Annotated in this window: 11 protein-coding genes and 1 pseudogene; 8 read left to right on the top strand and 4 right to left on the bottom strand. The window is 70.0% G+C overall.

The window, feature by feature from the left end; translation table 11 throughout:
- Window positions 1-64: 64 nt before the first annotated feature.
- Window positions 65-586, bottom strand: coding sequence for a YqaA family protein (locus tag L324_RS04660; protein WP_037304351.1), 522 nt, complete (start codon window positions 584-586; stop codon window positions 65-67).
- 138 nt (window positions 587-724) lie between these two features.
- Here L324_RS04660 and L324_RS04655 point away from each other — a divergent pair.
- A pseudogene (locus L324_RS04655) lies at window positions 725-1192 on the top strand (GtrA family protein); the annotation flags it as partial.
- A gap of 18 nt (window positions 1193-1210) precedes the next feature.
- On the opposite strand, the gene L324_RS41300 reads toward L324_RS04655, so the two are convergent.
- Complete coding sequence (locus L324_RS41300) at window positions 1211-1771, bottom strand: GNAT family N-acetyltransferase (RefSeq protein WP_081736180.1); 561 nt, start codon at window positions 1769-1771, stop codon at window positions 1211-1213.
- A gap of 59 nt (window positions 1772-1830) precedes the next feature.
- Between L324_RS41300 and L324_RS04650 the strand changes: the two genes are divergently transcribed.
- Window positions 1831-3051, top strand: coding sequence for a winged helix-turn-helix domain-containing protein (locus L324_RS04650; protein ID WP_037304500.1), 1221 nt, complete (start codon window positions 1831-1833; stop codon window positions 3049-3051).
- Between the two features lie 233 nt (window positions 3052-3284).
- On the opposite strand, the gene L324_RS04645 is transcribed toward L324_RS04650, so the two are convergent.
- Window positions 3285-4193: a DUF4097 family beta strand repeat-containing protein gene (locus L324_RS04645; RefSeq protein WP_037304350.1), complete on the bottom strand. Its 909-nt coding sequence runs from the start codon at window positions 4191-4193 to the stop codon at window positions 3285-3287.
- Window positions 4194-4204: 11 nt separating this feature from the next.
- Window positions 4205-4729: a toxin-antitoxin system HicB family antitoxin gene (locus tag L324_RS04640; protein ID WP_037304348.1), complete on the bottom strand. Its 525-nt coding sequence runs from the start codon at window positions 4727-4729 to the stop codon at window positions 4205-4207.
- 133 nt (window positions 4730-4862) lie between these two features.
- Between L324_RS04640 and thyX the strand changes: the two genes are divergently transcribed.
- The 6 genes from thyX (at window position 4863) to L324_RS04610 (ending at window position 11276) form a co-directional block, all read left to right on the top strand.
- Entirely contained in the window at window positions 4863-5615 is a 753-nt protein-coding gene (gene thyX, locus L324_RS04635) for an FAD-dependent thymidylate synthase (protein WP_037304347.1), read from the top strand.
- The gene (locus L324_RS04630; RefSeq protein ID WP_037304346.1) at window positions 5615-6007 is read left to right on the top strand and encodes an ACT domain-containing protein; all 393 of its coding nucleotides are present in this window, start codon (window positions 5615-5617) and stop codon (window positions 6005-6007) included. Before thyX ends, L324_RS04630 begins: the two co-directional genes overlap by 1 nt.
- An 82-nt stretch (window positions 6008-6089) precedes the next feature.
- On the top strand, window positions 6090-7595 hold the full coding sequence (locus L324_RS04625; RefSeq protein ID WP_037304345.1) for a serine/threonine-protein kinase: 1506 nt from the start codon (window positions 6090-6092) through the stop codon (window positions 7593-7595).
- A gap of 99 nt (window positions 7596-7694) precedes the next feature.
- Complete coding sequence (dapA, locus tag L324_RS04620; RefSeq protein WP_037304344.1) at window positions 7695-8708, top strand: 4-hydroxy-tetrahydrodipicolinate synthase; 1014 nt, start codon at window positions 7695-7697, stop codon at window positions 8706-8708.
- 5 nt (window positions 8709-8713) lie between these two features.
- Window positions 8714-10402 (top strand): ribonuclease J, encoded by a 1689-nt coding sequence (locus tag L324_RS04615; RefSeq protein WP_438938438.1) that lies wholly within the window; start codon window positions 8714-8716, stop codon window positions 10400-10402.
- 73 nt (window positions 10403-10475) lie between these two features.
- Window positions 10476-11276 (top strand): pentapeptide repeat-containing protein, encoded by an 801-nt coding sequence (locus L324_RS04610; protein WP_037304340.1) that lies wholly within the window; start codon window positions 10476-10478, stop codon window positions 11274-11276.
- The last annotated feature ends 8 nt before the right edge of the window (window positions 11277-11284 follow it).

Genomic DNA, 11284 nt, shown 5'->3' with positions numbered 1-11284 from the left:
TAGAGGACGAAATGCGGGAATGGGTGACCCAGGCCGACGCATTCAGAGGCCGAAATGCGGGCGGTCAGTAGTGGAACCAGCCGGCGAAGAGGGCGGGTGAGGCGGCCAGCAGGCTGAACCGCAGCCAGCGGCCCAGGAACCCGGTCGCCAGGAAGCTCGCCAGCGGCATGTTCACCAGTCCCGCGAGCACGCTCGTGGCCATGTACGGCGGCAGTCCGAGGACCGAACTCACCCCGTAGGTGCCCGCCATCCAGTGCGGATGCCGGTGACAGCGTTCGCGGAGGGCGTCGAGTCGGGCGCGCATCTTCTTGGTCCGCGCCCGCCATCGTTCGCGCCGCGGAGTGGGCGGCCGCTCCCGGTGCAGCCGGTCGTGCAGCGGCTTCGGCAGTTTGATGGTGCCCTTCGCGGCGAGGTAGTAGAGCGTCTTCCCGCCCACCTGACCCGCGGCGACGACGGCGCCGAGCAGCAGCCACGGCAAGGTCGGCTCGCTCGCGCAGAGGCCGATGAGGAACATTTCGACGCTGACGATGGGAAGGATCGCGGAGCCGAAGGCGACACCGAACGACAGGAGCAACCAGCCCACCATCGTTGCCTCCCCGTTATCTTCGTTCTCTCCAAGCTATCAGCTGAAAAACAGGACGCACTGGGGATAACCCCCGTTCCCGGCTTCCAGGGCGTACCAGAAGATCACCTGTTCGTCGGCTCGCGGCCACCTGCCGCTGCCATGCTGGGCTTCGTGGCCGACGTGCACGACGCGGTCCGCGGCAAGGGTTTCGCGGATCGCTTCGCCGACTTCTGCGCGGCCGTGGTCCGGCGCCTCCCCTTCGGGCTTTCCCGGCTGGTGGCGCCGAGTTTCCTCGGTTTCGCGCTCATCAACGGGTTCACCTTCGCGGTCGACCTGATCCTGCTGACCCTGCTGCGCGGCCGGCTCGGCCTGCCGGTGTGGCTGGCGATCACGCTCGCGTACGCGACCGCGTTCGGGCTGAGCTTCGTGCTGAACCGCAGCATGAACTTCCGCTCGCACGCGCCCGTGGGCAGGCAGGCGGTGCTGTACGTCATCGCGATCGTCGTCAACTACGTGGCGTTCTTGCTCGGCGTCGGCGCGGGACTGGCCGCGCTGGGCGTCGACTATCGCCTGTCCCGGCTCATCGCCGGGGCGTGCGAAGGCGTCTTCATGTACTCGGTGATGCGCTGGGTGGTGTTCGCGAAGTCAGGAAGTGAGCTCGAGGTCGAGGTCGCCGGTGAGCCGGACCTCGCGCACGTTCGTGCTTCCGGTGTCGAGGATGCGGACGGTCCCGTCGGGGGACCAGCCCGCGCGGCGGAAGAAGCCCAGTGACGCGTGATCGGTCTGGGCGACCCAGCTGATCCCGCGGGTGGCGCCGTCCCCGCGCAGCCAGGCGGACGCGTTCGCCAGCAGCCGTCCCGCGTGCCCTCGCCGTCCCCAGCGCGGCTCGACCAGCAGAGACGTGATGAGCGCCGTTGTCGGGGCGTCGTCGGGCAGCGATCCGTCGGCGGCGGCCACCTCGCTCTCCGGCGCCCGTCCGGCGACGCAGAAGCCGACGGTGAACTCGCCTTCGGTGGCGAGGAAGACGCGCGTCCTCGGGTACTCGATCGTTTCGGCCCAGGTCTTCTCGAGTTCCACGACGTCGAGTTCGGCGACGGCCGCTTCGCCGAGCAGTTCCGTGTAGGCGCTTCGCCAGGTGTCGCGTTGGATACGGGCGATTTCGGCGGCGTCGGACACGACGGCGGGGCGGACTTCGGCGGCGGCCATGCCCGGGAGGTTACTGCTCCCGTCGAAAACTGTCGGTGGCGGATGGCAGCATGCTGATGATGAGCACTACGACCATCAGCGGGCCGGTCGCGCGCCGGATCGCCCTGGCCGCACAAGGATTCGGCGACGCGCGTCCCGGCGGGGCGGTGACCAGACGGCATCTGCAGCGCGTGCTGTCGAAGATCCAGTTGCTGCAGCTGGATTCGGTGAACGTCGCGGTCCGCGCGCACTACATGCCGTTGTTCTCCCGGCTCGGCGCGTACGAGTCCACGCTGGTGGACGACGCGGCCTGGTCCCATTCCGCGCGCAAGCCCCGGATGCTGGTCGAATCCTGGGCGCATGAGGCGAGTCTGCTGCCGGTGGCGGACTGGCCGCTGCTGCGGTCCGGGGCGAAACGCATGGGCTGGTGGACGAACTACGCGCGGGTGCTGGAGCAGACACCCGGGCTGGTGGACGACATCCTCGCCGTGGTCAAGGAACAGGGACCGATCGGCGCGGGCGGCATCGAGCGCGCGCTGGAGAGCGACGGCGCCCGCCGTAAACCCGGCTCGTGGTGGGAGCGCTCGGAGGTCAAGAAGGCCTGCGAGTGGCTGTTCGGCGTGGGCCAGCTGACGACGGGCACGCGCCGGTCGTTCGAGCGGCTGTACGACCTGACCGAACGTGTGGTGCCGCCGGAGATCCTGTCGCGGCAGGTGACCCCCGAAGAGGGCGCCCGCGAACTGATCACCCGCTCGGCCGTCGCCCTCGGTATCGGGACCGAACCGGACCTGCGGGACTACTACCGGCTCGGCCCGGACGTCAGTAAGCGGGCGGTGGCCGAGCTGGTCGAGGCGGGGGTGCTGGAACCGGTGACCGTGGACGGCTGGTCCGCCCCGGCATACCGGCACGTCGCGGCGAAGGCGCCGCGGTCGGTCACCGGCCGGGCGCTGCTGTCGCCGTTCGACCCGCTGATCTGGGAACGCGCCCGCACCGAGCGCATCTTCGACTTCTTCTACCGCATCGAGATCTACGTTCCCGAGCCGAAGCGGATCTACGGCTACTACGTGTTCCCGTTCCTGCTCGACGGCGAACTCGTCGGCCGGGTCGACCTCAAGGCCGATCGTGCCGCCGGGCTGCTTCGCGTCCAGGGCGCCTTCGCCGAGCCCGGCGTGGACGTCGCGCGGGTCGCGAGCGAGCTGGCGGGCGAGCTGCGGCTGATGGCGGAGTGGCAGGGGCTGGACGGGGCCGCGGTGGGGGAGCGAGGCGATCTCGCCCCGGTGCTTTCACGGCTGGTGCGCTGAGCCGAGAGATAGGGGCCTTCACGGACCACCCGTGCCCGCGAGTCAACCGCCACAGCCGACGTTGCGAAAGCCACCCGTGGGGTCCTCCTCCCGAATGCAATGAAAGGTCCTTTCCTTGCAAAATTTGCAAGGAAAGGACCTTTCATTGCGGCGGTTGCCGCGAGGGACCTTTGCTCTCACCCCCGTGGAAAAGTGAGAGCAAAGGTCCCTCGATCCCCCTGCGGTACGCGACCTCAGCTGGCCGCGCTCGTCACCACCGCGTCCCCGGTGCCGGTGCGCGCCCGCACCTTCAGCGAGACCTCCGAAGGGGCGCTCTCCGCGACCTCCAGCTCGCTCGACACCGAACCCGTCGTCGACGAAAGGTCGATCTCCGCCTGAACGCCGCCGCCGATCCCGACCCGGACGTCGCCCGATCCGGTGGTCAGCTCCAGCGACCCGGAGGTGGCGTCCGCCACCGAGAGGTCGCCGCTGCCGGTGCGCGCGAGTACCTCGCCCGCGACCTCGCCGAGCCAGACGTCGCCGGTGCCGGTCGCGACCGTGGCCGAACCGCTGACCGCGGCCGCTTCGACGCAGCCGCTGCCGGTGCGCAGCTGGAGGCCGGAGACCGTCGGCCCGAGTTTGATGTCGCCGGTGCCGGTGCGGACGATCGCCGAACCGTCGGCGTGCTCCAGGCCGACAGTGCCCGCGCCGGTCATGATGTCGGCCCGGCCCGCGGAACCGGTCACCGCGACGTCGGCGGCCCCGGCCCGCACCTCCAGATGCGAACCGGCGGGTGCCCGGACGGTCACGGCGAGCGGGATGTTCTTCAGCTGCCAGGCCTTCGGCGCCTGGACGACCAGCCGGTTGCCGACCTTCTCGATCCGCGTCTGCGTCACGGCGTCACTCGCCGACGCCCCCGGCGAACCGCCGAGCTGGTCGCCGAAGCGTTCGCCGACCCAGCTGAGCAGGCTCGTCATCCCGTCCACCCACGGCTGCTGTTCGCCGCCGTCGCGGCGGACCTCGGCGTGGACGCCGCTTTCCCCGGTCAGTTCGATGGTCACCCGGCCGATGGCCACGCTCACGTCGATCTCGATCGGGCCCTCGGCCTCGAAGTCCTCGACGCGCACGGTCTCTTCACCGGCGGGAGTGTTTTCCTCGGTCATTTCCGTCCCCCTCAGCCCTGGACCCAGCCGTGCAGGTGTGAACCGGCACCGCCGCCCGGCTTCTGCTTGTGGTGCCAGTGCTCGCTCCCGCTCTTGCCCAGCGCCCCCTGGACGGCCTGCGAGACGAACGTGTTCAGCGACACGCCCTGAGAGGCGGCCGCGGCTTCGGCCTGGCCCTTGACCTGCTCGAACAGGCGCAGCGTGATCCGGGTGATGTCGCCCGTGTCCACCTTGGGCGCGCGCGGCGTCTCCCGCGGCGCTTCCTGACGGGGCGCGTTCTGCTCGGTGCCCTCGCCGGAACCGGTGACGACGACGCGCACGTCGCGGCCGTCGAGCCGGACGTCGACGACGTGCCCCGGCAGCGCCGAGGTCACTTCGGCGGCCAGGTCCGCGAGGGCGTTCATGATGGTCAGGCGGGCGGCGGGCTCCAGCGCCGACGACAGCAGCGCGGCAGCGCGCCGCGTCTGCTCGTCGCCGGCCGAAGCCGTGTTCGCGAGGTCCTCGCGAAGGCTTGTGATGTACGGCGTCAGATCCATGACACCACTATGACGTCACTTGTAATGTCAGTCAAGGAGACTCTGACGTCACCGTGATGTCGCCCCGCCGTCAAAGCAGGCTGCGGTTACGCTGCCCGGAGTCGTGGAGCAGGGGTCGAAAGGGAGTGCGAACGTGGCCGAGACCGTGTCACCCAAGGTTCAGCTGATCGCGAAGACGGAGTTCTTCCCGCCGTCGGACGTACCGTGGTCGACCGATGCCGACGGTGGTGAGGCGCTGGCCGAATTCGCGGGCCGGGCCTGCTACCAGTCCTGGAAGAAGCCGAACCCGAAGACGGCCACCAACGCCGGCTACCTCGAGCACATCATCGACGTGGGCCACCTTTCGGTGCTGGAGCACGGCTCCGTCAGCTTCTACATCACCGGGATCTCCCGGTCGCTGACGCACGAGCTGATCCGCCACCGTCACTTCTCCTACTCGCAGCTCTCGCAGCGCTACGTCCCCGAGCGTGACGCCGCGTTCGTCGAGCCCGACGTCATCGCGCAGGACCCGGAGCTGCACGCGAAGTTCCTCGCCGCCTCGCAGGCCGCCGTGGACGCCTACACCGAGCTGCTCGCCGGGCTGGAGGAGAAGTTCGCCGACGTGCCGAGCGCGACCCTGCGCCGCAAGCAGGCCCGCCAGGCCGCCCGCGCCGTGCTGCCGAACGCGACCGAGACCCGCATCGTGGTCACCGGCAACTACCGCGCCTGGCGGCACTTCATCGCGATGCGCGCCACCGAGCACGCCGACGTCGAGATCCGCGCCCTGGCCATCGACTGCCTGCGCGAGCTGCAGAAGGCCTCGGGCAACGTGTTCGCGGACTTCACCATCTCGGCGCTGCCCGACGGCACCGAGATCGCGTCGAGCCCGAAGGTCCTCGAAGGCTGATGCGCCGCCTCGCGATCGACGTCCGGCCCGGCGAATACGCGGTCGCCCGCCTCGCCCCGGACGCGCCGGTTCCGGCGAATCTGCTCGACCCCGGCGAACCCGTGCTGATCTCCATCACGCGGACGCCGGAGGAGCTGTCGGTGATCTGCCCGGCCGGGCTCGCGCCCGCCGGGGCCACCGTCGAGGACGGCTGGAGGCTGCTGTCGGTCCGCGGGCCGCTGGCCTTCACGCTGACCGGCATCATCGCGGCGCTGTCGAGCGAACTGGCCGCCGCCGGCGTGGCGCTGTTCTCGATGTCCACTTTCGACACCGACCACGTGCTCGTCCGGGCTCCCGAGCTGGAACGCGCGGTGAAGGCGCTCCGGGAATCCGGGCACGAGGTCACGGTCTGATCCAGACGCCGGGGTAAGGAACCTTTCGGGGCGCGAACGGGTCCGAGTTAGCATCCTGCGCGAACCGAAGGAGCACCAAACCTTGACCGACGAACAGACCCGTCCGTACGGGCCGCCCCAGCAGACGTATCAGGCCGCCGGCGCGCGGATCGTCGCCGGCCGGTACGCCCTGCTGGGTGAGCTCGGCCGCGGCGGGATGGGGATCGTCTGGCGGGCACAGGACCAGGTGATCGGCCGTCAGGTGGCGATCAAGGAGTTGAAGTTCCCGAACGCTCCCGAGGACGCCTCGGTGCTGACGGAGCGGATGCTGCGCGAGGTCCGTTCCGCCGGGCGCCTCAACGACCCGGCCGTCGTCACCGTGTACGACGTCGTCACCGAGAACGGCGCCACCTACATCGTGATGGAGCTGGTCGAGGCGCCGACGCTGGCCGATCTGGTGCGCGAGCGCGGGCCGTTGCCCGCGCAGCAGGTCGCGCTGGTGGGGGAACGGGTGCTGTCCGCGCTGCGGGCCGCGCACGCCGCCGGGATCGTGCACCGCGACGTCAAACCGGCGAACATCATGGTCGCGCCGGACGGCCGGGTGAAACTGACCGACTTCGGCATCGCGCACGCCGCCGACGACCCGCGCCTGACCACCAGCGGCATGATCGTCGGCTCGCCCGCGTTCATGGCGCCGGAGCGGGTCGAAGGCCGCGACGCGATGCCCGAATCCGACCTCTGGTCGCTGGGCACGACGCTGTTCTTCGCCGCCGAAGGCATCGTCGCGTTCGAACGGTCGACCACCGCCGCCACCCTGCACGCGATCATGACCGAGGCGCCGTACCTGACCCGCGTCCAGGGCCCGCTGGCGGCCGCGATCCTCGGCCTCCTGGTCACCAAGCCCGAGGCGCGGATGTCGTACGACCAGGTGCGCAGCCTGCTCTCGGCCGCGCAGGGCGGGCAGGCCCAGCCGACCCCGCCCTCGGGCGGCACGGCGATGATGCACCCCGGGCAGCCGATGACCCGCCTCGCGCCCGCACCGGCGAAGCGCAACCTCCGTCCCCTCTGGCTGAGCGTGGCCGCGGTCGCCGTGATCGGCGCCCTGGTCGGCGGCATCTTCCTCGGCCGCTGGATGGCCGCGCCCGCCGGGAACGCGCAGGCCCAGCCCACCCTGACCTACGGCATCAACGGCCAGCTCAAGATCGACCTCTCCGGGGACTGCTACAACGTCCCGCTCGCGGACAACGTCACGATGAACAGCGAGACCAGCGGGAACTGCGCCAAGAATCACCTGGTCGAGATCTACGCGAAGGGCGAGCTGCTCGGCGTCGAGTCGGCGAGCGACAAGGAGGCCGCGGTCGCCGCCTACCCCGGAGCCGAAGTGGTGAACCGCATCGCCGAGGCGATCTGTTCGGCGACGTTCAACTCGGGCGTGGTGCCCCAGCAGCAGCGGAGCGGGCTCCAGTGGCGGGCCGTCGTCCCGACCGAGGCGGAGTGGAACCGGCCACTGAGCGAGGAGAACAACGACTACTCGCGCGATTACCTGTGCGTGCTCGCCAAGACCGACGGCGGGCAGCTCACCTCGCAGATCACCACCAAGGTCAAATAGTTTGCGCCGAGTCCGGCCTCGCCCCGGAAAATCTCCCGCATCGGCGGGAACGACCACGTCGGCACGGGGTCGGACGGCCGCAGGAGGTACCTTCACACCATGTCCACTCCACCTACCGCAGCGCCGGGAAGACCGTTCGGGCGCGTGCTCACCGCGATGGCCACCCCCTTCGACGCCGACGGCGCACTGGACCTGAAGCGGGCGCAGGAGCTGGCCGAACACCTCGTGGATCTGGGCAACGACGGTCTCGTCGTGAACGGCACGACCGGGGAGAGCCCCACCACCACCGACGCCGAGAAGACCGAACTGGTCCGCGCCGTCGTCGAGGCCGTCGGTGATCGCGCGACGATCGTCGCCGGGGCGGGCACGAACAACACCGCGCACAGCATCGAACAGGCGAAGCAGGCCGAAGCGGCCGGTGCCCACGGCATCCTCGTCGTCACGCCGTACTACTCGCGGCCCAGCCAGGCCGGGCTCTACGCGCACTTCACCACGGTCGCCGACGCCACCGAGCTGCCGGTGATGCTCTACGACATCCCGCCGCGCTCGATCGTCCCCATCGAGGTCGACACGCTGCTGCGGCTCGCCGAGCACCCGCGCATCCTCGCGGTCAAGGACGCCAAGGGCGACCTGATCGCCGGCTCCGAGGTCATCGCGAACACCCAGCTCGCCTACTACTCCGGCGACGACGGCCTCAACCTGCCGTGGGTCTCCGTCGGCGGCACGGGCGTGGTCAGCGTGATCGGGCACGTCGTGGCGGGCCGGATCCGCGGCATGATGGACGCCTACGAGTCCGGCGACACCTCGACCGCCCGCACCAACCACCGCGGCATGCTGCCGGTACTGCGGGCGATGTCCCGCGTCGGCGGGGTCGCGTTCTCGAAAGCGGCCCTGCGGCTGCGCGGCTTCGACATCGGCGACCCGCGGCTGCCCATCGTGGCCGCGAACGACGAGCAGCTCCAGGCGATTTCCGCGGATCTCGCCCAGGGTGGCGTGCCGCTCGGGGAAACCGCCGCCAGTGACTGGCATGGTGCTCGGGTGGCACAAGCAGATTCAGCGGCGGCCTATACGGCGCCGACCTCACATACCAGCGTTGGGACCATGCCTCGGTGAGTTCACTGTCAACCGGACCCGGACCGACCACGCCGCCGCCCGCGCTGCCCGAAGGCGCCTTGCGCGTGGTCGCGCTCGGCGGGATCGGCGAAGTCGGCCGCAACATGACCGTCTTCGAATTCGGCGGCCGTCTGCTGATCGTCGACTGCGGGGTCCTCTTCCCCGAAGACGACCAGCCCGGCGTCGACCTGATCCTGCCCGACTTCCGCGCGATCGAAGACCGCCTGGAGGACATCGACGGCCTCGTCCTCACCCACGGGCACGAGGACCACATCGGTGCCGTCCCGTTCCTGCTGCGGCTCGTCCCGGACCTCAAGATCTACGGTTCGCGGTTCACGAACGCGCTGCTTGCGGCCAAGGCCAAGGAGCACCGTCAGCGGCCGAACCTGATCGAGGTCCGCGAGGGTGAGCGCCGCACGGTGGGCGCGTTCGATCTCGAGTTCTTCGCGGTCAACCACTCGATCCCGGACGCGCTCGCGGTGGCCATCCGCACGCCTGCCGGTGTCGTGCTGCACACCGGCGACATCAAGCTCGACCAGCTGCCGCTCGACGGCAGGCTGACCGACCTCGCCGGGTTCTCCCGGCTCGGCGACGAGGGCGTGGACCTGTTCTGCGTCGACTCGACCAACGCCGAGGTGCCCGGGTTCGTCATGCCGGAGCGCGACATCGGCCCGGTGCTCGACGACGTCGTCCGCAAGGTCGGCCAGCGCGTCATCGTGGCCTGTTTCGCCAGCCACGTGCACCGCGTCCAGCAGGTGCTCGACGCCGCCGTGCGGCACGGGCGCCGGGTCGCGTTCGTCGGCCGTTCGATGGTCCGGAACATGGGCATCGCCGCCGACCTCGGCCTGCTGAACGTGCCGGACGGCCTCCTGGTCAACCTGGACCAGGCCAGCGACCTGCCCGAGAGCAAGGTGCTGTTCGTGTCGACCGGTTCGCAGGGCGAGCCGCTGTCGGCGCTGTCGCGGATGGCGCGCGGCGAGCACCGGCAGATCTCGATCCGCGCGGGGGACACCGTCGTACTGGCCAGCTCGATGATCCCCGGCAACGAGACCGCGGTCTTCGGTGTCGTCAACGGGCTCACCCGGCTCGGCGCGAACGTCGTCCACCAGGGCAACGCCAAGGTGCACGTCTCCGGCCACGCGTCGGCGGGCGAGCTGCTGTACCTGTACAACGCGGTGCGCCCCAGCAACGTCATGCCGGTGCACGGCGAGTGGAAGCACCTGCGCGCCAACGGTGAACTGGCCGTGCGCACCGGTGTCGCCCCGGAGAACGTGGTCATCGCCGAGGACGGCGTGGTGGTCGACCTCGTCGACGGCAAGGCCTCGCGGACCGGCCGGGTCGAGGTCGGGCACGTGTACGTCGACGGCCTCTCGGTCGGCGACGTCGGCGAGTCGACCCTGTCCGACAGGCTCGTGCTCGGCGAGGGCGGGTTCATCGCGATCACGGTCGCCGTGGACACCAGCACCGGTCGCGCGGTGACCCGTCCGACGGTGTCCGGGCGCGGGTTCTCCGACGACCCGAAGGCGCTCGACGCGGTGCTCCCGATGGTGGAGATGGAACTCGCGAGGACCGAAGCCGAGGGCATCACCGACACGCACCGCATCGCGCAGGCCGTGCGCCGGGTCGTCGGCCGCTGGGTCGCCGACACCTACCGGCGCCGTCCGATGATCGTGCCGACGGTCATCCCCGTCTAGTTTCGACGCGCGTGAAGGCCCCCTTCCCTCGACTCAGCCGAGGGAAGGGGGCCTTCACGCGCATAATCGGTGCATGGTGATGGTGGGGGTGCACGTCATAGGCGCGCTGGCGGGGGTGGCGCTCGGGATCGGCGCGGTCTATCTCGTCCGGATGGTCATCGAGGGCGCTCGCCGTGACCGGCGAATCCAGCCCGAGGAGATGGTCCCGGGATTACAGCGCGACGACTGGAAACGCCTCGAAGCCATGATGGAGAGCGAGGACGCCGCGGAGCGCCTCGAAAGCTTCGCGATCCTGGAGCGCTACGGACGCGAAGACCCCGACGTCCGGGAAGACGTCATCGAGATGACTTGCGCCTATTTGCGTAAGCCCTTCCCGTATCCGTCCGAGGATGACGAAGAACTCGAAGTCCGGCGCGCCGCACAGGGCCTGCTCACACGGCACTTCAGGTGGCCCGCGGGTGAGGCGCGGCCCGTCGAGTTCTGGGAGGTCGAAGAGCTGAACCTGCGGGACGCGGTGCTCGTCGAACCCGACTTCGCCGACACCCACCTGGTGGAGACCAACCTCCAGGACAGCCTGATCGTCCGCGGGGACTTCCACGGTGCCCGGTTCTCGCCCTTCGTCAGCTTCGAGAGGGCCTGCTTCACCGGCGACACCGACTTCCGTGCCGCGTCGTTCCCCACGCATACGAGCTTCGTCGACGCGATGTTCAGCGGACCGACCACGTTCGCCGACGCCGAGTTCGAGCAAGACGCCGACTTCACCGGCGCGCGGGTGGAACAGCCCGGCGCCACGCACTCGTGGCCGTCGCCCTGGCGTGCTTGGGTGACCTCTCCGGTCTCTCAGGCGCGCCTCGTGAGTGGTAATGACGGTTAGAACCGTCA

Origin of the sequence: Amycolatopsis orientalis DSM 40040 = KCTC 9412 (genome assembly GCF_000478275.1) — a bacterium.
In the GTDB taxonomy this organism is placed as follows: domain Bacteria; phylum Actinomycetota; class Actinomycetes; order Mycobacteriales; family Pseudonocardiaceae; genus Amycolatopsis; species Amycolatopsis orientalis.
Note: the sequence above shows the minus strand (reverse complement) of the source record. Positions and strands in the feature narration are given on the sequence as shown.